This is a genomic window from Campylobacter sp. JMF_15 NE4, from assembly GCF_027737645.1.
Classification (GTDB): domain Bacteria; phylum Campylobacterota; class Campylobacteria; order Campylobacterales; family Campylobacteraceae; genus Campylobacter_B.
The window spans coordinates 136,121-158,246 of the sequence record NZ_JAOVTY010000001.1; the positions used below are offsets into that span (position 1 = coordinate 136,121).

The 22,126-nt window shown below is 37.0% G+C and carries 20 protein-coding genes, 3 tRNA genes and 1 pseudogene; 17 read left to right on the plus strand and 7 right to left on the minus strand.

Annotated features, from left to right (window positions below):
• Window positions 1-2 precede the first annotated feature (2 nt).
• The 7 genes and pseudogenes from OFN98_RS00760 to OFN98_RS00790 all read left to right on the plus strand — a co-directional run bounded on the left by OFN98_RS00760 (window position 3) and on the right by OFN98_RS00790 (window position 9,156).
• The gene (locus tag OFN98_RS00760; protein ID WP_270874091.1) at window positions 3-542 is read left to right on the plus strand and encodes a hypothetical protein; all 540 of its coding nucleotides are present in this window, start codon (window positions 3-5) and stop codon (window positions 540-542) included.
• A 31-nt stretch (window positions 543-573) separates the two neighbouring features.
• Window positions 574-1,392, plus strand: a complete 819-nt coding sequence (gene lgt, locus OFN98_RS00765; RefSeq protein ID WP_270858186.1) for a prolipoprotein diacylglyceryl transferase — start codon at window positions 574-576, stop codon at window positions 1,390-1,392.
• 96 nt (window positions 1,393-1,488) lie between these two features.
• Window positions 1,489-2,190, plus strand: a pseudogene (locus OFN98_RS00770) (fumarate reductase cytochrome b subunit); the annotation flags it as partial.
• Between the two features lie 28 nt (window positions 2,191-2,218).
• Window positions 2,219-4,237: a fumarate reductase flavoprotein subunit gene (locus OFN98_RS00775; RefSeq protein WP_270874090.1), complete on the plus strand. Its 2,019-nt coding sequence runs from the start codon at window positions 2,219-2,221 to the stop codon at window positions 4,235-4,237.
• Window positions 4,230-4,952 (plus strand): fumarate reductase iron-sulfur subunit, encoded by a 723-nt coding sequence (locus OFN98_RS00780; protein WP_270858184.1) that lies wholly within the window; start codon window positions 4,230-4,232, stop codon window positions 4,950-4,952. Before OFN98_RS00775 ends, OFN98_RS00780 begins: the two co-directional genes overlap by 8 nt.
• A gap of 113 nt (window positions 4,953-5,065) precedes the next feature.
• A complete protein-coding gene (locus tag OFN98_RS00785) occupies window positions 5,066-7,327 on the plus strand; it encodes a dynamin family protein (RefSeq protein ID WP_270874089.1) in 2,262 nt (753 codons plus the stop codon).
• Window positions 7,321-9,156, plus strand: a complete 1,836-nt coding sequence (locus tag OFN98_RS00790; RefSeq protein WP_270874088.1) for a dynamin family protein — start codon at window positions 7,321-7,323, stop codon at window positions 9,154-9,156. Before OFN98_RS00785 ends, OFN98_RS00790 begins: the two co-directional genes overlap by 7 nt.
• A gap of 15 nt (window positions 9,157-9,171) precedes the next feature.
• On the opposite strand, the gene OFN98_RS00795 is transcribed toward OFN98_RS00790, so the two are convergent.
• Together OFN98_RS00795 and rarD are read right to left on the minus strand one after the other, a co-directional pair.
• Window positions 9,172-9,585 carry a hypothetical protein gene (locus OFN98_RS00795; RefSeq protein WP_270874087.1) on the minus strand — a complete coding sequence of 138 codons (414 nt, stop codon included), beginning with the start codon at window positions 9,583-9,585 and terminating at the stop codon, window positions 9,172-9,174.
• Entirely contained in the window at window positions 9,578-10,453 is an 876-nt protein-coding gene (gene rarD / locus OFN98_RS00800; protein ID WP_270861973.1) for an EamA family transporter RarD, read from the minus strand. Before rarD ends, OFN98_RS00795 begins: the two co-directional genes overlap by 8 nt.
• 171 nt (window positions 10,454-10,624) lie before the next feature.
• Between rarD and OFN98_RS00805 the strand changes: the two genes are divergently transcribed.
• Window positions 10,625-11,965 carry a class II 3-deoxy-7-phosphoheptulonate synthase gene (locus OFN98_RS00805; protein ID WP_270874086.1) on the plus strand — a complete coding sequence of 447 codons (1,341 nt, stop codon included), beginning with the start codon at window positions 10,625-10,627 and terminating at the stop codon, window positions 11,963-11,965.
• A gap of 667 nt (window positions 11,966-12,632) precedes the next feature.
• On the opposite strand, the gene OFN98_RS00810 is transcribed toward OFN98_RS00805, so the two are convergent.
• Both OFN98_RS00810 and OFN98_RS00815 read right to left on the minus strand, forming a co-directional pair.
• Window positions 12,633-13,100, minus strand: coding sequence for a hypothetical protein (locus tag OFN98_RS00810; RefSeq protein WP_270874085.1), 468 nt, complete (start codon window positions 13,098-13,100; stop codon window positions 12,633-12,635).
• A complete protein-coding gene (locus OFN98_RS00815; RefSeq protein ID WP_270872459.1) occupies window positions 13,097-13,348 on the minus strand; it encodes a hypothetical protein in 252 nt (83 codons plus the stop codon). Before OFN98_RS00815 ends, OFN98_RS00810 begins: the two co-directional genes overlap by 4 nt.
• A 257-nt stretch (window positions 13,349-13,605) precedes the next feature.
• Here OFN98_RS00815 and OFN98_RS00820 point away from each other — a divergent pair, with 257 nt between their 5' ends.
• The 8 genes from OFN98_RS00820 (at window position 13,606) to OFN98_RS00855 (ending at window position 21,200) form a co-directional block, all read left to right on the plus strand.
• Complete coding sequence (locus OFN98_RS00820) at window positions 13,606-14,103, plus strand: hypothetical protein (RefSeq protein ID WP_270874084.1); 498 nt, start codon at window positions 13,606-13,608, stop codon at window positions 14,101-14,103.
• A 73-nt stretch (window positions 14,104-14,176) separates the two neighbouring features.
• On the plus strand, window positions 14,177-14,410 hold the full coding sequence (locus OFN98_RS00825; protein WP_270872457.1) for a hypothetical protein: 234 nt from the start codon (window positions 14,177-14,179) through the stop codon (window positions 14,408-14,410).
• 429 nt (window positions 14,411-14,839) lie between these two features.
• Complete coding sequence (locus OFN98_RS00830) at window positions 14,840-16,255, plus strand: hypothetical protein (RefSeq protein WP_270872455.1); 1,416 nt, start codon at window positions 14,840-14,842, stop codon at window positions 16,253-16,255.
• Entirely contained in the window at window positions 16,252-16,665 is a 414-nt protein-coding gene (locus OFN98_RS00835; RefSeq protein WP_270872454.1) for a hypothetical protein, read from the plus strand. The genes OFN98_RS00830 and OFN98_RS00835 overlap by 4 nt, the downstream gene beginning before the upstream one ends.
• 1 nt (window position 16,666) lies before the next feature.
• Complete coding sequence (locus OFN98_RS00840; RefSeq protein ID WP_270872453.1) at window positions 16,667-17,794, plus strand: zonular occludens toxin domain-containing protein; 1,128 nt, start codon at window positions 16,667-16,669, stop codon at window positions 17,792-17,794.
• A complete protein-coding gene (locus OFN98_RS00845; protein ID WP_270872452.1) occupies window positions 17,736-18,920 on the plus strand; it encodes a type II secretion system protein GspD in 1,185 nt (394 codons plus the stop codon). The genes OFN98_RS00840 and OFN98_RS00845 overlap by 59 nt, the downstream gene beginning before the upstream one ends.
• Before the next feature lie 10 nt (window positions 18,921-18,930).
• Window positions 18,931-20,325 (plus strand): replication endonuclease, encoded by a 1,395-nt coding sequence (locus OFN98_RS00850; RefSeq protein ID WP_270876568.1) that lies wholly within the window; start codon window positions 18,931-18,933, stop codon window positions 20,323-20,325.
• Between the two features lie 8 nt (window positions 20,326-20,333).
• Window positions 20,334-21,200, plus strand: coding sequence for a tyrosine-type recombinase/integrase (locus OFN98_RS00855; protein ID WP_270874081.1), 867 nt, complete (start codon window positions 20,334-20,336; stop codon window positions 21,198-21,200).
• 63 nt (window positions 21,201-21,263) lie between these two features.
• Here OFN98_RS00855 and OFN98_RS00860 read toward each other — a convergent pair.
• Together OFN98_RS00860 and OFN98_RS00865 are read right to left on the minus strand one after the other, a co-directional pair.
• Window positions 21,264-21,338 (minus strand) — tRNA-Met (locus OFN98_RS00860).
• Between the two features lie 24 nt (window positions 21,339-21,362).
• A tRNA-Gln gene (locus tag OFN98_RS00865) sits at window positions 21,363-21,437 on the minus strand.
• A gap of 162 nt (window positions 21,438-21,599) precedes the next feature.
• On the opposite strand from OFN98_RS00865, the gene OFN98_RS00870 reads away from it, so the two are divergent.
• Window positions 21,600-21,676 (plus strand) — tRNA-Arg (locus OFN98_RS00870).
• A gap of 285 nt (window positions 21,677-21,961) precedes the next feature.
• Here OFN98_RS00870 and OFN98_RS00875 read toward each other — a convergent pair.
• A complete protein-coding gene (locus OFN98_RS00875; protein WP_270874080.1) occupies window positions 21,962-22,102 on the minus strand; it encodes a hypothetical protein in 141 nt (46 codons plus the stop codon).
• Window positions 22,103-22,126 lie beyond the last annotated feature (24 nt).

Here is a 22,126-nt window from a genome sequence, read left to right on the forward strand (position 1 = left end):
AGATGAAAGTAGGGGAACTTTATTCGGTTATGTGTATAATTTTCGCGACGAATTTTAAGGGCGCGATAAGCAAGGAAAATTTCGAAAAACTTGCTAGCAAATGGATTATAATCAACGAAAATGAGGAAAACAAAAAGGGCCAAGAGCTTTGGGCTGGGGTTAAAAATAGCGATTATGAGGCCATTTGCGCTGATTTTGAAAATCTCAAAGAGGCCTTTGATATGAGCTATTTCAAGCTAATAAGTGCGAGCGAAGTGAGCGTTTTTTACGAAAGATGTCGCTTCAAAAAGCCATTTGCGGATTTGCCAGATACACACGCTGCAAACATGCTAGGGCTGTTGGCGATGATTTTCAAGCAAGATACAAACGAAAAATCGCACAATATTTTGGGCGAGTATTTGACGAATTTTATCATGCCAAGCCTGCGTGGGCTAGCCGGACATTTGCAAATCAATGCTAAAAGCGATTATTACAAGGCATTTGGGTATTTTTTGGCGGATTTTTGCGTGGTTGTGAAAAATAGTTTGGGGCTTAAAATTTAGCCAAATTTACAAATTTAATTAGGGGCGAGAGTTGGAGTTTTGGAATCACATTTACGAAAAATTTGATCCAGTTGCGTTTAGCGTCGCCGGTTTTAGCGTGCATTGGTATGGCATAATGTATGTTTTGGCCCTGCTAATCGCACTCTTTATGGCCAAATGGATTGCTAAGCGCGACGGGCTGAAATTTAGCAGTGCGGTGCTGGATAATTATTTCATCTGGGTCGAAATCGGCGTGATTTTGGGCGCTAGGCTCGGATATATCGCGATTTATTCAGGCGAGGCGCTGTGGTATTTCACTCACCCGTGGCAAATTTTCAACCCTTTTTATAATGGCGAATTTATCGGAATTCGCGGTATGAGTTACCACGGGGCGGTGGTTGGATTTATCATCGCCACAATAGCGTTTTGCCGTCGCCACGCCCAAAACCAGTGGGCGCTACTCGATCTTGTCGCGCTTAGCGTGCCGCTTGGGTATTTTTTCGGGCGGATTGGGAATTTTTTAAACCAAGAGCTAATCGGGCGCGCAACCGATGTGAGCTGGGGGATTTTTGTAGATGGCGTGCTTCGCCACCCTAGCCAAATTTACGAGGGTTTGCTCGAAGGAATTTTGATTTTTGTGATTTTATTTTTTAGCAGGAAATTTAAGAAATTCGACGGCGAACTGATTTGCAACTATGCTATTTTATACACATTTATGCGCTTTGTGAGCGAATTTTTCAGAGAACCAGACGCTGGGATTGGGTTTGTAATCGCTGGATTTTCAATGGGGCAAATTTTATCGCTCGTTATGTTTTTGGCGGGCGTTATATTAAAAATTTCTTTGAAATTTCAACTAATAGGGCGTAATTAACTTTACTTAAAGTTAAAAAATACTATAATGTCCTGTTAAAGTTAAATTTACAAATTGTTAGTAATTTAACTAACTAATTTTCTATAAGGAGAGCTCATGAGCGAGCAAATCGAAGGCTTCTTAGGTATCCGCACGGATCGCACAAAAAGCCGTATGCCAGCGCGCCTAGACTTAATCCAAAGTATCAGTGGTGGAATTTTGGGTCTATTTATGTGGGTGCATATGATGTTTGTTTCTACTGTATTGTTCGGTGGAGACTTTTTTACCAAAGTTGTTGAATTCTTAGAATTAAGATTTTTGAGCGACAGCCCTTCTATGAGCTATATTACATCTTTCTTAGCTCTTGCTGTATTTATCATTTTCTTTATTCACGCTGCGCTAGGTATGAGAAAAATGCCAATCAATTTCCGCCAATGGCAATCATATCGTGCTCACATGAAACGCTTCAAACACGAAGATACTTCACTTTGGTGGGTTCAAGCAATCACTGGCTTTATTATGTTCTTCTTGGGTGCTGCACACCTTATTTTCATCATCACAAACTCTGATAAAATTTCAGGTGATATGTCAGGTGCTCGTGTAGTAAGCCATTTTATGTGGTTGTTCTACCTAGTATTGCTTTTCGCTGTTGAACTTCACGGTAGCATTGGTTTATACAGACTATGCGTTAAATGGGGTATTTTCGAAGGTCCTGATGCAAAAGAAAGTCGTAAAAAACTTAAAAAATTAAAATGGATTGTTTCGGCTTTCTTCTTAATTTTAGGTCTTTTATCTTTGGCTGCATTTATCAAAATCGGTGTAAATTTATAAAATAGGGAATTGAAATATGAATGTTAAATATTATGATGCATTAGTTATCGGTGGTGGGCTTGCAGGCCTACGCGCTGCGGTAGCTGCTGGCGAAAAAGGGCTTAGCACAGTAGTTTTAAGCCTTATTCCTGTTAAACGCTCGCACTCAGCAGCAGCACAAGGTGGTATGCAAGCAAGTCTTGGTAATTCTAAAATGAGTGAAGGCGATAATGAAGATGTGCATTTCGCTGATACCGTAAAAGGTAGCGACTGGGGTTGCGATCAAGATGTAGCTAGAATGTTTGCTCAAACAGCTCCAAAAGCTATTCGTGAGCTAGCTGCGTGGGGCGTTCCATGGACTCGTATCACAAAAGGTAAAAGAAGCGCGATTATCAACGCTCAAAAAACAACAATCGAAGAAAAAGAAGAAGTTCATGGTCTAATTCACAGCCGTGACTTCGGTGGAACAAAAAAATGGAGAACTTGCTACACAGCTGACGCTACTGGTCACACTATGCTTTTCGCTGTTGCAAACGAGGCATTAAAACACAATGTCGATATCCACGATAGAAAAGAAGCAATCGCTCTAATCCACGAAAACAACCGCTGTTATGGCGCGATTGTTCGCGATTTAGTAACTGGCGAGCTTACAGCTTATGTTGCAAAAGGCACACTAATCGCAACTGGTGGTTATGGTCGTGTATATCGCCACACTACAAACGCTGTTGTTTGTGAGGGAACTGGTGCTGCTATCGCACTAGAAACAGGCGTAGCTCAATTAGGAAATATGGAAGCAGTTCAATTCCACCCAACTCCAATCGTTCCAAGTGGTATCTTGCTAACTGAGGGTTGCCGTGGTGATGGTGGTATCTTGCGTGATGTCGATGGATATCGCTTTATGCCTGATTATGAACCAGAGAAAAAAGAACTAGCTAGCCGCGATGTTGTTTCACGCCGTATTATGGAGCACATCAGAAATGGTAAAGGCGTTCCTAGCCCTTATGGATACCATGTTTGGCTTGATATTTCTATTTTGGGTCGCGAGCATATCGAGAAAAACCTTCGCGATGTTCAAGAAATTTGCCAAATTTTCAACGGTATCGATCCTGCTGATACAGAGACTTACACAGATGAAAATGGTCGCAAAAGAGGTAAAGGTTGGGCTCCAATCCTTCCGATGCAACACTACTCAATGGGTGGAATTAGAACAAAAGCAACAGGCGAAAGCCCAACGCTAGCTGGTCTATTCTCAGCTGGTGAGGCTGCATGCTGGGATATGCACGGATTCAACCGCTTGGGTGGAAACTCAGTTTCTGAGACAGTTGTCGCTGGTATGATTGTAGGTGATTATTTCGCAGATTTCTGTGCAAGCCACGAAATCGATATCAAAACAACTTCAATTGAAAAATTTGTAAATAAATCACAAGCTTACCTACAAAGCCTACTTGATAAAGACGGCAAATACAATGTATTTGAGATCAAAAACAAAATGAAAGATATCATGTGGGAACATGTTGCGATTTTCCGCACAGGTGAGGGCTTGGCAAAAGCTGTAAAAGAGCTAGAAGAGCTTTACAAAGAATCAACAAATGTTAAAATTTCAAACAAAGAGCTATTTGGAAACCCAGAGCTAGAAGAGGCTTATCGTGTTCCTATGATGCTTAAACTTGCACTTTGCGTTGCAAAAGGCGCACTAGATCGCACAGAGAGCCGTGGCGCTCACTACCGCGAAGACTTCACAAAACGCGATGACGCAAACTGGCTAAAACGCACACTAGCGACTTGGAAAGACGGCGATACATTGCCAACTCTAACTTACGAGCCACTAGACATTATGAAAATGGAAATCCCACCAGCATTCCGTGGATATGGCGCGAAAGGTAATATTATAGAGCACCCAGATAGTGCTAAACGCCAAAAAGAAGTTGATGACATTAGAGCAAAAATGGAATCAGAGGGCAGAGGACGCTATGAAATCCAAGAAGCACTAATGCATTATGAGTTGCAACCAAAATATAAAGCACCAAATGAAAGAGCAGGTATAGGATATGAGTAGAAAAATCACAATTAAAGCGTTTAAATTTAATCCGCTAAGCAAGGTTTCTAAACCTCACTTTGCGACTTATGAGCTTGAAGAAACAGATGGTATGACACTATTTATCGCACTTAATGTCATCCGCGAAAAATTTGACCCAGAGCTAAGCTTCGACTTCGTATGTCGTGCTGGTATCTGCGGTAGCTGCGGTATGTTAGTCAATGGTAAGCCAGCACTTGCTTGCCGCACACTAACAAAAGACTATCCAGAGGGCGTTATCGAGCTTATGCCACTTCCTGTATTCAAACTACTAAAAGATTTGAGCGTAGATACAGGTAACTGGATGAACGCGATGAGTAAGAGAGTCGAGAGCTGGATCCACACTGACCATGTAACTGACATCTCTAAATTAGAGGAAAAAGTCGAACCAGAAGTAGCACAAGAGGTTTTCGAGCTAGATCGTTGTATCGAGTGCGGTATCTGTGTGGCAGCTTGCGGAACTGCGATTATGAGAGAGGATTTTATCGGTGCTGTTGGTATCAACCGCGTAGCTAGATTTAAAATCGATGCTCTTGATAACAGAACAGACGATGATTTCTACGAGTTAATCGGCGATGATGACGGTGTGTTTGGTTGTATGAGTTTGCTAGGTTGCGAAGACAACTGCCCTAAACACCTTCCATTACAATCTCGCATTGCTTATATGCGTAGAAAACTTGCTGCAAAAGGCAAATAATCCTATGACGCTTGCAAAATTTTTGCAGGCGTCTTTCTACTTTTATAAAATTTTGAAATTTTATTGCAAAACTTATCAAATTTCTAACCATTTCAACCCAAAAAAGGTAGTTTATGAATAATTTTATGAGTAAAATTTGGGGTTCAAAGAGGCTTTTTATCGATGAGAGCCTAACTCGCACTATGCCTAGCGATATCGCTGCGCTTATGTTATGCACAAATTCGCAAAATTTCGAAAAATTTAAATCGTTGCAAAGTTTTAGAGAAATTTTAAAAGAGCTTGGCGAAGAGATTGGAATCTATGCGATTCAGTCCCTGCAAATCGGCGCAATCAATGCGATTTGCAAGCTTAAAATTTCCAAATTAAGCGTATTGATGATGGTTGAAAATTTAAGCAAAGAAGGAATTATTAGCAAAAGCGAGTATGATGAAATTTCAAAATTTTTGCTTCAACTTCAAAGTGATTTGAACGAAAACGAAGCCCCAAATTCGCCCGCAAATTTCGCATTTTACGGCAAATTAGAGAGTTTGGATATTATTAGCGATGAGCTAAAAGCACTTTTGAGCGCCAAAAGCGAAGATGAGCTTGCAAATTTGGTTTCAGGCGCGGATACTGGCGCAGGTGCAAATTTGGGCGAGTATTTGGATACTAGCGCGAGCAAAAATGCGAGCGAAAATTCAGATACAAATCCAGGCGCAGGTTTTCTCGTTTGCGCGAGCGAATTTGAAAATTCACTCTTTGAGCGCACAAACGCCGCCAAATTAAACGCCAAAGATGCAAATTTCACGCTCTCGGTTACTGGCGTAATCAACGCTGGAAAATCTAGCATGCTAAATCGCCTTTTGGGATTTGATATTTTAGGGACTTCAAATATCCCTGAAACGGCGAATTTAACGCTTCTTAAAGGTAGCGATAAGCCTTATGCTAAGGTCAAATTCTACGATGATGAGGAGCTTGAAATTTTGGGTTTTGCGCAGGAATTTCGCTCGAAATTTCAAAACCAAAGCGAAGCCATAATCGAGCCAGAAAAACTGCAAGAATTCACCTCTGCCAAGTATGAAATTTCAAAATTTATCAAATTTATCGAACTTGGTATAAAAAGTGATTTTCTAAGCGATAAAATCACCGTCGTAGATACCCCAGGGCTGGACGATAGCGTGGTTTTGCGCGAGGAGCTGACGAAAAACTTTATGTTTTCAAGCGACGCGATAATCCACCTAATGAACGCCTCTCAAAGCTCGACCAAAAAGGATATGAGCTTTATCGCAAGCACCCTAAAAAGCTCGAAAAACAACTCGCTCATTGTGGTTTTAACCCACGCTGATTTGCTTAGCCAGACCGAGCTAATCGACGCGCTTAGATACGCGAGGGCTAGTATTTGCGAGGAGCTTGGGGCTTTTGGGTTCGATGAGGGGCTGATAGAAAATGTGAGCTATTTTTGCATAGATAGCCACAGCGGACGGGGTATTGGCGAGCTGAAATCTCATCTTTTCGAGCGATTTTTCGGCGAAAATTCAGCCAAAGCAGATGAAATTTTATCCTCATACAAAAAAGAGTTATCGCTGATTTGCGAGGCGTATTTGGCTGATTTGCAGGAGCAAAACGCCGATTTTAGCGCGAATAAAAGCGAGCTGGCTCAAAAATGCGAGAACATAAACGCCGAAATTAGCGCGCTAAATGCAAATTTAGCTAAGCTAAAAAACGATTTAACCGGCGCGATTAGCAAGCTTAGCTACGATGATAGCACGCTTTTTGCGCCGTTAAAATCAGCGATTTTGACGATTAAAGACAGGGTTTTAACCGACATAAATTACTCGAAAAAAAATAAAAAGCAGATTGATTTTTCTAGGCTAGAAGTCATCGCAAACTCTGGCGTCAAAGATGTCATCACGGACATTTTCCGCTCGTTTTCGCAAAAGATTTCGCGCGATATTTCTGATATCAAAGAGCTTTTGGGAAGCGATTTTAGCGAGGTAAATTCGCTTAAATTTGACACGAAAAAATACATGGACGAAAATTTCGCCCAGCCAAATTTCGCTAAATTTAACGAAAGCCTGCGTGAAATTGTGCGCAAAAACAGCGATTTTGGCGCATTATCGGCGAGTTTTGACGCGCTATTTAGCGAGTTTTTCGCTAAGCTAAATTTAAAATCTAGCTTTGAAAACATCGCCAAAACCTGCACCGCGGAGTTTAAAGAAAATGTCCTAGCCCTTTTTGCTAGCAAAAAATCTAGCCTAGATTTGCGCCAAAGCGAGCTTGAAAACGCGCTTAAAGCAGGCGATGAAAACGCCGAGCAAATCGCCAAAAACGCGCGATTGGTGCGAGAAAAAATAAATTTGGTAAATGGATTAATTAAAAGGATCGAGCAATGCTAAGGGAATTTATCAGCGAGTATAGGGCGAAATTTTTACCCAGCACGAAGCAGGGATTTTGGGGCGATATGAGCAGGGCTGTGGGCGAGCTAAAAGACCCGAGTCTGCACCCTAGCGCGCATTTAAGCAAGGTTTTAGATGAAATTTTGCTCGTCGAGTCCGAGCCTCTTAAAATCGCGGTTGTGGGGCAGTTTAGCAGCGGTAAATCGACATTTTTAAACACCTTGCTTTCTAGCGAAGTTTTGCCAACTGGCGTCGTGCCAGTTACTGCCAAGGCCACTCACATCAAATACGCCCCTTATGAAATGATGAGTGTAGCGTATAAAAACGGCTACACCCAAACCTTGGAAAGCTCGCAGATTTCGGATTTCGTCGATCAAAGGCGGGAGCTAAAAGATATCAAAAATATAAATATGTTTTTGCCGCACGAGCTTTTGAAAAAGATAAATTTCATCGACACCCCAGGGCTAAATTCGCGCTCGAACGCCGATACTAGGGAGACTTTGGAGATTTTCGACGAGGTTTTTGGTGTGCTTTGGATTTCACTCATCGACAACGCCGCTAGAAAGAGCGAAACAGCTCAAATTTCGCTTTTGCCAAAATTTTTAAGCAAAAACTCCATTGCGATTTTAAGCCAAAAAGATAGACTTGGCGCCGAAGAAATCGAGCGTGTGCATAATTACGCTAAAACGATTTTTGGCGCGAATTTTGCCTCTATCGTGCCAATATCATCAAAGCTAGAAAAAGCTGGCGATGGCCAAAACAGCGGGTTTAGCGAGGTTAGAGAGTTTTTAGACGAGCTTGATAAAAACCGCATTAGCTTTGCCAAATCTAGGCTAAATTTCATACTTACCGAGCTCAAAAACGAGCGGGCAGGGTATTTGGAAATACATAAAATTTTAGAAAAAATTATCGCTTCAAACAAAGATAAAATCGCCGAATTTTGCGCCAGCGAGCGCGAAATTTACAAAGAGGAATTTAGCAAAATTTACGCTTCGATTAAAGAGACCTCGAAATTTATCGCTAAAACCATGCAAGAAGCCCTAAGCTCGAAGCAAAACGAGTATTTCGTGAGTGCGACGCAGACGAAAAAGAGTTTTTTTGGCACGCAAACCTCGAAGGGATACGAAAAGGTAGCCTACGAGGCGCCGTATTTTAACACCGACGCCGCGCTTTCGAAGCTGATTTACAACGACGATAGGCTAAATGTGATTTTTCGCCGTTTCAAAGGCGAGCTAGTCAAAACACAAAACGCCATGAGCGAGGCGATAGAGCGCATTTATGCGGGGTTTGAGAGGGAAATTTTGCTATTTAAAGGTAGGTTTGAAAACTACGAGCGCCAAAGCGATTTAGCCTCTATCATAGAGGCTTCAAATATCGCTAAAATCGCAAGCGAAGTCTATGGGTTGTTTTTAAAAGACGGCGAGAGGGCTGTTTTTCAAATCTGCCAAAAAATCGCGCTGTTTTTCGAGCAAATTATGATAAAAATCGCCTCAAACTACACAAACGCCGTAACCCTAAGCGCGAATTTCATCGCAAACAAAATCGCAAAATCAATCAGCGATTACGAGGAAGAACCAGGACTTTATCAGCTTTTTTATCCCTCTTATGAGGACTTTGAAAAGGCGGTTTTAGGGGGACTTCATTACTATGAGTTCGAAAATGACTTCGTAGGGTCTAGCTCGTTTGTGGATAAAATTTACTCAGATTTTAGCGCGCAGATTTCGCAAATTTTCGAGGAAAATTTAGCTAAAATCGCAGATTTTAAAGCCACGCAAGAAAATGCGCTTGCGATTTTTAGCGCACTTGAAAATTTGCAAAGCCAAAATTAGTCTAAATTTCTAAATTTAGACTAATTTTGCAAACTCATTTCCTAGTTTTTCGCGCCAATTATCGGCGATTTTTTCGCCCTCTTTGGCGTATTTTAAAATCACGCCCTCGCATTTTTGCAAAAATTTAAAGAGCTTTTCCTCCCAAATTTCGGGGCTTTGGTTGCTTTTGTGCATGGTTTGGATAAAGACTAATTCCTTGCTAAGATTTGCGATTTCATCGAGTGCTTCGTCCCTTTGGCTCTCGTCTTTTAGCTCTAAATTTTGTAAAGCTAAAATTTCGCCATTAAGTATGTCGCAAAAGCTCAGATATTTGGCGTTATTTGGCACTTCCTCTATCATATCAGCGCGCGAGGCTGCGCGCATTACCTGCGAATAAACGATAAAACCTACTATCAAAAAAACCGCCAAAATCAGCGTTATATTAACCATTTTTCCTCCTTTTTAAGCTATCAAATCCCACTATCGCAAGCCCTAGCCAAATGAGCGAAAAGCTGAAAATTTTGTAAAAACTAAGCTCCTCGCCGTATAAAAACACAGCGATTAGCATGCTCATCGAGGGGCTAAGATACTGCATAAATCCGATTGTCGAAAGCGGCAGATATGCAGTAGAAATCGCAAAGGTAATTAGTGGCAAAACCGTGATAACTCCGCTAAATGCGAGCAGTGCGCCGGTGCTGTGTGCCCCAAATGCGCTAGTGCCAGAATATGCGCAAAACCCCAAATACGCGCACGCAAGCGGGAGCATGAGCGTGGTTTCGCAAAACAGCCCCTCGAAGCTAGGCACGGCGATTTTTTTGCGAATTAATCCGTAAAATGCGAAACTTGTCGGCAAAATCAGCGACACAAATGGCAGTCTGCCAAGTGCGTAAATTTGCACACAAATCGCCAAAAATGCCAAAAATAGCGAAACCCTTCCTGCTAGGCTTAGCCGTTCTTTTAGAAAAATTGCGCCCAAAAGCACCGATAATAGGGGGTTTATGAAATACCCTAGGCTCGTGGATAAAATATCGCCCAGATTTACCGCCCAGATAAAAATGCCCCAATTTATGCTAATCAAACAGCCTGTGCAAAGAAGTGCTAATGCCTTTTTGCGATCTGATAACAAAAGCGAGATATTTTTTAGCTTTTTTGTAAAAAACAAAAATAAAAAAAGCAAAACAAAGGACCAAAAAATCCTGTGCGCTAAAATTTGCGTGGCATCTACATCTTGGATAAATTTGAAATAAATCGGAAAAACGCCCCACATAAAAAAGGTCAAAAACGCGATTATTAGCCCTTTTGTGCGGTCGTCTTTCATAAAATTCCTTAAATTTGCGATTGATTTAAAAGGCTTGCATTTTAAAATTTAATTGATTAATAACTGCTTATTTTTGGCGTGAAATTTAGGAGTAAATTTATATTTTTGAAATGAAATTTAGTCATATTTAGGTATAATGGCAAAATTTTTAAAACCAAAAAAGGAGAATTTATGAGTTGGGATAGATCGTCTTGGAAAAATTTCAATATCTTACAGCAGCCCACATACCCTGATATGGGCGCAGTCGAGGCCGTCAAAGAAAGGCTCTATAACTTCCCGCCGCTAGTTTTTGCTGGCGAGGTCAGATCTTTAAAAAGCGATCTTGCAAGAGCCACAAGGGGCGAGGCGTTTTTGCTTCAAGGTGGGGATTGCGCTGAGAGTTTTGCGAATTTTAGTGCAAACAATATTCGCGATATGTTTAAGGTAATGCTTCAAATGGCGATTGTAATGACCTTCGCCGCTGGCAAGCCTATCGTAAAGGTTGGACGCCTAGCAGGTCAGTTTGCCAAACCTCGCAGCAGTGATTACGAAGAGGTCGGCGGTGTGAAGCTTCCTAGCTATCGTGGCGATATCATAAATGGCTTTGAGTTTAACGAAGCTGCGCGCGTGCCAAATCCAGAGCGTATGGTCGAGGCATATCACCAAAGTGCGGCTACGATGAACCTTTTGCGTGCGTTTTCACGCGGTGGTTTAGCCAATCTGCACGAGGTGCATAAATGGAATTTGGGCTTTTTGAAAAGGGCTGAGTTGCAGGCTAAATTTAACGCCCTAAGCGATTCTATTTCAAATGCGCTGAAATTTATGGACGCATGTGGCATAAATACGCAAAACGCACCAATGCTCAATGAGACGAAATTTTACACTTCGCACGAGGCGCTTTTGCTAAATTACGAAGAGTGCCTTACGCGCATAGACAGCACGAGCGGGGACTGGTATGACTGCTCGGCGCACATGGTTTGGATAGGCGAGCGCACTAGGGGAGTTGGTGATGCGCATGTGCATTTTATGAGCGGTATCAAAAACCCTATCGGCGTAAAAATCGGACCAAACGCCAGTGCGCAGGATATTTTGCGCTTAGCTGACGCGCTAAATCCAGAAAACGAGGCTGGCAGGCTAAATATCATCATTCGCATGGGCGCGGATAAAATCGGCGATAGACTGCCAAAAATACTGCGCGAGCTAAAAAGCGAGGGCAGGGAAATTTTATACAGTATCGATCCTATGCACGGAAACACCGTCAAAGCGGGCAATTACAAAACGCGCGAGTTCGATATGATTTTAAAAGAGGTTCAAAGCTTCTTTGAAATCCACAAGGCCGAGGGCACGAAAGCTGGCGGAATCCACCTAGAAATGACAGGCCAAGATGTTACAGAATGCACAGGCGGGGCATTTAATGTGACAGAAGAGACGCTAAAAGAGCGCTACGAAACCCAGTGCGATCCGCGTCTAAACGCAGACCAAGCGCTCGAACTTGCCTTTGTAATCGCTGATAATTTAAAGGCAGTGGATTAAAATTTCAAAATTTAAATTTTATCTATAAGCCAAATTTGCCATTTTTGGTGAATTTGGCTTTTTTATTTCATTGTCGCTAGAATTTTCATAAATAAATTTAGTAAGTATTGATAAGATTGGTTGCAGAGGAGGGATTTGAACCCCCGACCTTCGGGTTATGAGAAATTTGTGCGTTTAATTTCTTTTGATAATTCCCTTAAAATGGGCTTTTTATAGCATAGGGTGGGGTATGGGGCAAAGCCCCATAAATACTAACGCCGACGGCGTGAAACGAGCGTAGCGAGTAGCCGTCGAGCGTGTGTTGCAAGTTTAATTTGTCAAATTTGCAATTGGCGTAATGTGATTTTATTTTCAGTCGTCGAATTTTCGCCCCTAAAAACAAAAAACATAATCTTAAAATTACCTATAACTTTCAATTTATAAATTCGTGTGGGTAACTCTTTACCCCTTTTTCTTGGGTTGGCGGTGGCGTTTCTGTAAGAAATGGGGGAGGAGATTTACAATCGGGCACTCATATTTTTAAAAGGGTGGGAAATTTTATGTTTATATGAGTAAAATAGATAAAATTGGGGGGTGGGGCTTCCAGCAAACTAAGATGGGCGGGAGCTTGCGACCGCCCGTCTTAGTTTGCTCTTGTGTCTTTATATACTAATGTTCGCCATTAAAATTATTGCCAGTATTTATTAACCTTTTTTATGTTTTGTCTATGTTCTATGCAAAGCGGTTCTGTGTTTTTGTTTAATCCGAATTTATAGTGTGTGAAGTCAATATATGGATTATAAATACTAAATTCCATTTTTAATTCAGTATAAATAGCAGCAGACAATAAAGGCTCTTGGCAAACTAGCCTTTCAACCGCATTTCTAAATTCTGCCGTTGAAAATTTCTTTTTGTCATCGACTTTTAACTTGAAATAAAATTTATTGCCTTTGTAGCCGTAATTGTAGCTAAATTTGTCTTTTAGTTTTAGTTTATTAAATAATCCATTTTCTGCTCTTTCAAATATATATTTTCCGATCTCATAGGCAGATTTATTTTGATACCACGCCTTAAATTTACTATATTCATAATCAAAGGCTTGGTTTGCAGATGATAAAGTCAAGGTAAAAATAAATAAAAATAGGATTTTTTTCATTTACTTTCCTTGTCGATTTCTTTTTTGAGAATTCTAGCTTTAATGTCTGCAATGTAGTATTCTTTCTCTGTTTGGCTTAAATTATTGAAGTATTTTAAAAATTCAGTTTCTACATTATCTGTTTTATTTATTGAATTTTCTTTGTATTCCATAACTATTTTATATAGAAATTCTTTTTCTTTTTTCCAGTTATATAGAGTTGGCTCTGAAATTTTTAGTAATTTGCAAAAATCTTTGTTATTCATCATTAAAAACCTTGACAATTTTATAGTTTTTTACTAAAATACTAAAATAATTTAAGTAATAAACTATAAAGTAATTTTTTTATGCACCTTTATTTTATCTATTTATTACTTAAAAATATTGAGAAAATATAGATTTGAAATATCAAATTTGTATTTTGCCCTGAATATGGCTTTAAACTGTTCCGCCTTTGTAGTTGCCAGGATACTCACTACAAAGGCGAGTTTAAGTATCCTAAAAAGACAAAATTAAGGAGTATCCTATGTCAAGTTATATATCAGATTTTATCTCACAAAACGAGAATTTACCTTTCAGTTTTGAAAATCAATTTAAACGATTTTCATACATTACCATTTTTCCAAATCAGGCTAATGCTTCGGGCGATAAAAACGAAAACGGCGTTTATGTTTCGTGGTTTCAGCTTGTAGCACAATTTAAAGTTACTTATGATGCTGTCAATGAAAATGGCGAAGTTTTAAAGGGCGAAAATGCTATTACAAAAACACTTATTATCAAATTTACAGATGATTATATGCGTAAATTTAATTTAAATGGAATTGCATTAAAGGATTTTTTTAACACTTATTTCGTTGGTAAGCGTTTTATAACTTTACCAGTTACGGAAGAAATGCCAGTTTATGAGTATAAAAATAATACTCGGAATTTAATCAAAAATCAAAGTCAAGTTTATGTTGTAGATGATTTTAATTTAACCGAATTTATAGAATTTATAAAAAATCAAACAAAATCTAAAAAATAGTTTTACAAGCCGATTTAAACAAAATCGGCTTAATAAAGCTATTAAATAGCTAATTCCATAAAAGGGGTTTTTCATGGAAAAACTAAAAAAATTTGCAAAATCTGCAAAGGCAAAAGCCCTAACATTAGGAGCTTTGGCGTTCGTTGGCGTTAATAACGCTATGGCTGATGTAACAATGTCAGCAGACGGAAAAGTTAGCGGAAATTTTGACATTTCTCCGCTTTATGGTGTCGCTACTGCGATTTTTACGGCTCTTGGTGCTATTGTTGTCGTTAGATGGGCGATTAGCTTCATTAGACGCGGTTAAAATAAAGCCCCTATTTTGGGGCTTTAAAACGAATAAATAAGGATTTAAAATGACAATACCTTTTGAAAATTTGCAAACTTTTATTTATTCGTTTTTTGTTATTTTTTTAGCTTTTCTTGGTCTTGTAAAAATCGTTTCTGAAAGTATCGGATTTTTGAAAGGCGAATTATGAATTCTTACGACATTTTTACGAATTTAAATCTTAATTTTAGCGATTATAACTATTTAATGGCTCTTAGTGGCATTTTGTGCGGATTTGTTTTCGCTAGTTTAGTTTTGTTTTTCGTGTCAAGGATTTAATATGTATAGTGTTGTCCCTTTGACTGGTATTAATTCATTTGATTATTTTTTCTCTATATTTTTTTGGTTTTCTGTTTCATTAATTCCGATTTCTGCGGTTATTAGTATCCTAGTGAAACGGTGGCATAAATGAAAATTTTAATTGGAATTTTAAAAATTTTTTTATTGTTATCGCTGTTTTTTAATTTAGCCTTTTGCGATATTCAATTAAAGCCTATTCCTGTTTCGGATATCCTTACAACTAATAAAGAAAATGAAATTTATGTATTAGATCCTTATTCTACTTATCCTGAACTTACTTATTATAAATATTGTGCTTATGAAAATAATAACAATATAAATAATACTACTTCTTATATAACTTATGGTTCTAGTTCTTCTGGTCTTTGGACTAAAATTACTTATAACAATCTATTTTCTGGTGTTTATGCTATCAATTCTGAACATTTGTTAATTTATGATAATGTTTTTGATCCTTGTATTAAATATGATAATAATGGCGTTTGTATTCTTGGTAATCAAAAATGTGTTGTTTGTGATGGTAGAAATGGACAATATTTTAATTCTGATACTGGTTCATGTTCCAAAGATTGTGAAATTATCCCAAATTTAAAATTTCGTGCCGATTGTCATTGCAAACAAAAAAATTTAGGCTCTTATGTTTCTTCTCGTATTGTTGCAAATATTTCAAATGGTGATGATGATGAGCCTTTGGCTGTTTGTAAGGTTACTTGTAGTAATGGCGAATTTGATGCAGAAGAAATTTATTGTAGTGTTGATGATACTTTGCGCGAACAATCCGATACTAGCACTGGTTCAAATGGCAATAATAACCCAAATAATGATGACAATGAAAATCCTAGTGGTGGTGGCAATAATAATCCAAATAACGATGACAATGAAAATCCTAGTGGTGGTGGCAATAATAACCCAAATAATGATGACAATGAAAATCCTAGTGGTGGAAATTCTGGTGGTGGAAGTTCAGGTGGTGGAAGTTCAGGCGGTGGAAGTTCAGGCGGTGGAAGTTCAGGCGGTGGAAGTTCTGGCGGTGGAAGTTCTGGCGGTGGAAGTTCTGGTGATCCTAGTGATGATTCTGGCACTACTGCCCCAGAAAATCCAGAAAATCCAGAAAATTCAGAAAATCCAGAAACCCCTTCTGGTGATTGTGTGGGTGATAATTGCACTCCGCAAGATATTACGAGCGATTATTCTAAAATGCTTGATGACGCTCAAAAACAATTTGACGGAGCTTATGGTAATACCAAAAAAGAACTTGATGGACTTATTGATAAAGCAAAGTCGGCTATTGATGATATTAAAAATGGTGGCTTTATTCAGTTTGGAAAATCTAGGGTTTTAAATTGCCCTTTGAAATCTGATACTATCGATTTTAAATTTTTTACTTATCAGTTTAATTTTGATTTGTGTGTTTGGTTATCTCGTCTTTATTCTGTTTTATATTTTTTGACTTTGGTTACTTGTTTGTTTTTTGGTTTGAAGTTCATTTTTGTTCGAGTAATTAATTTGGGCGGTGCTGAATGATTGGTGCTATTTTAGCTTTTTTTGCAGAATTGCTTAAATTCTTTGGACTTCGTGCTGTAAGTTTTGCTAAAAAAATGGCGCAATTTGCGGTTATTGTGGCAATTAATAGTTTGATTGTTGTTTCTTTTATTGCATATTTTAGCGCTCTTATTTCTACTATTTTATGGCTTTATAGTTCTTTTAATGATTTGCTTCGTCGATTTAGTAGCGTTGATAGTGATGATATTTTGTCGCTTGGTTTTAAGGTTTTAAAATCTTGCGGTGTTTGGGACGGCGCAGTCGATGCGTTTTCTATTTTGAGTGTCGGTTTTATTAGTATTTTTGTTGGTTTTCTTACAAAAATTATTTTAAAGGCTCTTTTGCAACTTCGTATAAGTGTTTTAAGCCTTATTATTGCATTAAAGGAATAATATGGCTATTACTTATATTGTAGGAAATCCAGGAAGCGGAAAATCATATTTAGCAGTTTATAAAATTTGGGAATTTTTCTATAAAAACAAAAAGAAAAAATCAAAAATCGATAATGAAAATTTGCAAAAATATAAAATTTGCTATACAAATATAAACGAGTTCAAATTTAATCTTTTTGATAATGTTTTAGAGTTTGATTTTAACGATTTAATGTATCATTTAACTAATCTTTATACTATGTATCAAAACAAAGAAAACGACCAAAAATTACTTGAATATTGCGAAAATAATAGTTTTAAAAATGCTCTTTTTGTTATCGATGAAGTTCATAATATCTTTAAGAAAAACGATGAAATTTTGATTTGGTGGCTTACATATCATCGCCATTTATACCATGATTTATTTTTGATAACGCAAGATCTATCACTTGTTCCAAACGAATATAAACGAATTGCAGAGTTTTTTTATAAAGCTGTCGATAGTGGAAAACGGCTATTTTCAAAGAAATTTAGATATATTCAATATTCAAATTATCGTATGTATCAAAATTCAATTATTCAAGGCGGTGCATTAAATATACCTTTTAGCACTGAAATTTTTAATTTATATCATAGCGGTAACGATACAAAAATTAAAAGCTTCGTTCAAAAATACCTTATTTTTGCGTTTTTGCTTGTTTTAATTGCTATTTGTAGTTTTATTTATACGCTTTTTTCTTTTGGTAGCAATGTAGAAAAAGAAAAGGCGGTCGCTGAAAGCAATTTTAATAGGGTTGGCGGTGGCGTTTCTGTAAGAAATGGGGGAGGAGATTTACAATCGGGCACTCATATTGAAAAAGAGCCATTAAATAACTATAAAGACGGCTTCGCTGTCTTTATAGTTTGTTATGATAATTTCTGCGAAATTTCAAAAGAATATGAAATTTTTCCTATGTCTTATTTAATGGCTCTTTTGGAAAATTATAAGCCTATTTATTCGAAGCGAATAAAAAGCATAAATTCGATTAAGTATTTTTTTGTTTTTAAAGAAAATATTTTTACAAATTTGATGAAAAATCAAGGAGTATCCTATGAAAAAAATTCTGATTTTAATATTGGTGTTTTGGGTTCAGATACTGAACGCAGATAGTTTTAAACATAGTTTAGTTGAATTCGTTTCTTTTGCTTCTTCTCATAATAATGTTAATATTATTGTAAGTGAAAAAGCTAATGAGGGCGAATTTTATTTTTTTAGCGATGAAAAAGAGCCAAAAATAAGCCTTGATATGTTGCGTGAAATGCTTTTAATACAGGGCTTAACTTTGATTAAATTTGATAGTTTTTTTCTTGTTGATTTTTTGGAAAACAATATCAAAAATTTAAAAACTATTGAATTTTATAATGAAGAAAATAAAGAATTTGATTTTTATTCTGTTTCATTGAATAATTTTGTAAAAGATGATATAAAACAAGTTTTGCAAATTTTAGATATAAACTCAACTTATATCGACAATTCAAATACTCTTTTTTATATCGCAGATGATGAAAAACAAAGCAAAATTTTAAGTGCTTTACAAAAAATCGATGATACGCCAAAACAAACAAGTATCAAATTAACGATTTTGGAAACAAATTTAAAAGATTTAAAAGATCGTGGCTCGGAAATTACTTCATATTTGAAGTCATTTCCTAGCGATACTTTTAACTATTTTTTAAATTTGATAACAATGCCATATAATGCGGTTTCAAATGTAACTGCAAATTCAAAGTCTGGTTATTATGGCGTATTGCGATTTTTAGATTTAAAGGATTTTAGTGACATAAAATCAAGCCCGTTTTTTACAATTCGTAGCGGTAAAGAGCTTTATTTTAGCAGTGTTGAAAATATCCCGTATTTAATGCAAAATAAAGAATTTACAGATAGCAGACAAAGCGTAACTAGTAGCTATGAATACCGAGATATTGGCTTAAAAATTACGCTTTATCCGATAATTTTAAAAGACGGAAGCGTTGATTTGTCGCTTCATTTGATAGTTGAAGACATTATAAGTAATGAAAACGATAAACCTATGACAAGCAAAAAAGAGCTAAAAAGCTCATATATCATAAAAAAAGGCGAATTGCTTGTTTTAAGCGGTATAAACAAGCAAATAACTTACGATAAAAAGTATTCTATTCCGCTTTTAAGCGATATTTGGTTTATTGGAAATTTATTCTCTTTTAGTTCAAAAGAGAATAAAGATACAACTTTAACGCTTTCGATTGAAATTTTATAAAGGATTTTTTATGAGAGTTTATATCAAAGACGGAATAAAATATCTTTTTAGTTCAAAATATGAGATTTTTAACGAACCTTACGGCATAAGTGTCATTGATAAAAAAGATATTGACAAGAAAATTTTAAATACTTTGAATTTTTACAAAAATTCATATATTGAGATTAACGGCGAAAAGCAAATATCATTTTTTGATTTTTCGACTTCGGCAAATATTCAGCCTAAACGCTATCACGCTGAAATTTATAATCGCATTAAAACTATGCAAGAATTTGCATCCGAGCTTGGTTTTGATACGCCTATTTTTATAACTTTGACGGCTCCGTCGTATTTAAAGCCGTTAAAACAGGTAAAATTAGGTAAATCAAAAAATATAAAGCTTGTCGATAATCCTAAATTTGACGGCTCTGCTGATTTTGTAGTTCGTGCAAGAGATTTTATAAGTGAGAGTTGGCGTAAATTTTTAAGACAGCGAATTTTTAAAGAGATAAAAAGCGAATTTAATGAAAACATTATGTTTTTAAAGGTTTTTGAACCGCATTTAGACGGCTGTCCGCACTGTCATATCGTCGCTTTTGTGCCTAGTAAATTTAAAGATAGATTTGTGAATTTAGCACAAAACTATTTTAAAACAAAAACGGATATAAAAAGCGAATTTGACGATAACGGCGGTGGCGTGATAGCCTATCTTTTGAAATATGTTTTAAAAAGCTTTACAAACGGCAAAAATGGAGCGATTAACGATGTAGCATATTGGTATATTTATTATAATATCCGTCGTTTTAGCACTAGTAGGACTTTAATAACAATGGAACTTTATCGAAAAATTCGCCATAAAAGCGAATTTAGAGATTTAAAACAGATGACAAATTTATTCCGTGACGGCTTAATAAGTTGTGATTTAATCGCTGATAATAGTAAATTTTGCAGTGGCGAAAAACTAAAATCAACTGATTATATAATTGATACGATAGTCGTAAGCATTGACGGATTTGATTATTTAGAACATAAAATCGCTTATAAGCGGTCAGATAAAGTCGTCGTGCATTTAGCGAGTGGTGATGAGCGAATTGTAAATCGTGGTAATTCTAGGATTAATCCTTTTGAGTTAAAAGATATCAAAGATGCCGATCGTAATAAAATCGTGCATTATAACCCTTATAAAATTTTTAGGACTTCTTGGGAAAATATGAGCGATGAACGATTAAAACGCTATTATAAAGATAATAAATATTGGATTAGTGATGATTGCTTTGATTTTATTGATTTTGCAAAATTAGAAAATGAAATGATTGAACGCGGATTTTTGCAAAGATTTAAAAATCATATTGAGCCTTTTAAAGATGATTTTGAATTTTTGCAAAATGAATTTGCTAATCGTGGTTTGATACCTTTTCCATTTTAAGGCAAACGATGATATTGAACGATTTATTTGCTGATTATGTCGTTTTTTATGAGCTGATTTTGCGAGAACATACGCTAAAAAGCGATATTTACACATACAATAAGCACATAAAAAGCACAATCGGCGAAAAAGATATAACAGAGCTAAATTTCATCGATATTCAAAAGTTTTGCAATGATTTAATAAAACAAGACTATAAAATCAAAACAGTTAAAAACATACTTGCGAAATTGCGTGTTATTTTTAAGCTTGGTATGAAGCTAGAAATTATAAATAAAAATCCTTGCGACTTCGTGGAATTGCCTAAATTTGATAATAAGCGATATTTTGATTATTCTTTAAAAATTCAAAAGAAATTTATTAAAGCAATTTGCGAAAATAAAGGTTATAATGCCGATATTTTCTTTTTTCTTTTACACGGTCGCAGAAAAGGCGAAGTCTTAAATTTGCGTTGGTGCGATATAAATTTCAAAACAAAAACATATATAATACCTTGTAAAATCAATAAAGCAAAGCGAGATATGGTTTATTCGATGAGTGATGAGCTTTATAAAAGACTTTTAAAACTGTATATTCAAGCGAAAAATGATAAAAATTTAGATAATTATATTTTTGTAAATCCTATGACAAATACTAAATTTACCGATTTGCGCCGTTCTTGGAATTCTCTTTTAAAACGAAATAATTTACCAAAAATAAGATTACACGATATAAGGCATTTAATCGGAACATATTCGATAAATTATCTTAAAATTCCTGTGGAGCAGGTTTCTTTTGCGCTAGGTCATACAAATATAATAACAACGCAAAAATATATAACAACTAATATTAAAAAGTCAAAAGAACTGATTGAAAATTTGATAAATTCGGTTTAAATAAAATTCAGATTTTTTTAAGTGTCTTTGTGGTTGTTTCGCAAATGCCTAAAAATGAATAATTGGTTGCAGAGGAGGGATTTGAACCCCCGACCTTCGGGTTATGAGCCCGACGAGCTACCACTGCTCTACCCTGCGATACAAAAATGATTTAAAGAAGTGTGGATGGGGTAGGAGGATTCGAACCTCCGCATGATTGGACCAAAACCAATTGCCTTACCGCTTGGCGATACCCCAATGCAAAAGAACTCGTATTATACAGAAAAACAAATCAAAAGTCAAGAAAAATCGCGAAATTTAGTGAAATTTGTGGCGGAATTTTAATTTGCACGATAAATTTGGGCTGTTTTTGCTAAATTTAAGCTATAAAAATGTATAATCAAGGTTCTTTTTGATTGTGCGCTCGTAGCTCAGCTGGATAGAGCATTTGATTGCGGTTCAAAAGGTCAGGGATTCGAATTCCTTCGGGCGCACCACTTCTAACTCAGATTTTTTCATATTTTCTATTTAATTTTTGATTTTTATTTATTGTTGCGAAATACTGCGCCGATAAGTTAATGTTGTCATTGCGCTTCGCAAGCCGGGGATACTGCCTCGATACGCGAACCATTGTCATTGCGAGGAGCGAAGCGACGAAGCAATCTACGAATATAAAATTTCGGCGCAGTATTCCAGACCCCCGAAGCACGCGCTTACCATGCCACCGAAGGGCGCACCTATGAAACCCGCAGAAGCACCTCGCCACGCACAGTCCAGTCATATCAGGCACACACACCACACGCGCGTAGAAGCACCCACGAAACCCACGCACCGCACGAAATAACCAACGCCCCACAAACTAACGAAGCCCGCGAAAAACCACACGCCCCACGCCCATACGAGCCCCGCCAAATCCCGCTCAAACCGCGCCTTTTAAGCCATTTTTG

Bases quoted from the DNA above. Each gene is read 5' to 3' on its own strand.
- OFN98_RS00760 (WP_270874091.1), top strand. From the start codon at position 3: ATGAAAGTAGGGGAACTTTATTCGGTTATGTGTATAATTTTCGCGACG.
- OFN98_RS00775 (WP_270874090.1), top strand. From the start codon at position 2,219: ATGAATGTTAAATATTATGATGCATTAGTTATCGGTGGTGGGCTTGCA.
- OFN98_RS00780 (WP_270858184.1), top strand. From the start codon at position 4,230: ATGAGTAGAAAAATCACAATTAAAGCGTTTAAATTTAATCCGCTAAGC.
- OFN98_RS00785 (WP_270874089.1), top strand. From the start codon at position 5,066: ATGAATAATTTTATGAGTAAAATTTGGGGTTCAAAGAGGCTTTTTATC.
- OFN98_RS00790 (WP_270874088.1), top strand. From the start codon at position 7,321: ATGCTAAGGGAATTTATCAGCGAGTATAGGGCGAAATTTTTACCCAGC.
- OFN98_RS00795 (WP_270874087.1), bottom strand. From the start codon at position 9,585: ATGGTTAATATAACGCTGATTTTGGCGGTTTTTTTGATAGTAGGTTTT.
- rarD (WP_270861973.1), bottom strand. From the start codon at position 10,453: ATGAAAGACGACCGCACAAAAGGGCTAATAATCGCGTTTTTGACCTTT.
- OFN98_RS00805 (WP_270874086.1), top strand. From the start codon at position 10,625: ATGAGTTGGGATAGATCGTCTTGGAAAAATTTCAATATCTTACAGCAG.
- OFN98_RS00810 (WP_270874085.1), bottom strand. From the start codon at position 13,100: ATGAAAAAAATCCTATTTTTATTTATTTTTACCTTGACTTTATCATCT.
- OFN98_RS00815 (WP_270872459.1), bottom strand. From the start codon at position 13,348: ATGATGAATAACAAAGATTTTTGCAAATTACTAAAAATTTCAGAGCCA.
- OFN98_RS00820 (WP_270874084.1), top strand. From the start codon at position 13,606: ATGTCAAGTTATATATCAGATTTTATCTCACAAAACGAGAATTTACCT.
- OFN98_RS00825 (WP_270872457.1), top strand. From the start codon at position 14,177: ATGGAAAAACTAAAAAAATTTGCAAAATCTGCAAAGGCAAAAGCCCTA.
- OFN98_RS00830 (WP_270872455.1), top strand. From the start codon at position 14,840: ATGAAAATTTTAATTGGAATTTTAAAAATTTTTTTATTGTTATCGCTG.
- OFN98_RS00835 (WP_270872454.1), top strand. From the start codon at position 16,252: ATGATTGGTGCTATTTTAGCTTTTTTTGCAGAATTGCTTAAATTCTTT.
- OFN98_RS00840 (WP_270872453.1), top strand. From the start codon at position 16,667: ATGGCTATTACTTATATTGTAGGAAATCCAGGAAGCGGAAAATCATAT.
- OFN98_RS00845 (WP_270872452.1), top strand. From the start codon at position 17,736: ATGAAAAAAATTCTGATTTTAATATTGGTGTTTTGGGTTCAGATACTG.
- OFN98_RS00850 (WP_270876568.1), top strand. From the start codon at position 18,931: ATGAGAGTTTATATCAAAGACGGAATAAAATATCTTTTTAGTTCAAAA.
- OFN98_RS00855 (WP_270874081.1), top strand. From the start codon at position 20,334: ATGATATTGAACGATTTATTTGCTGATTATGTCGTTTTTTATGAGCTG.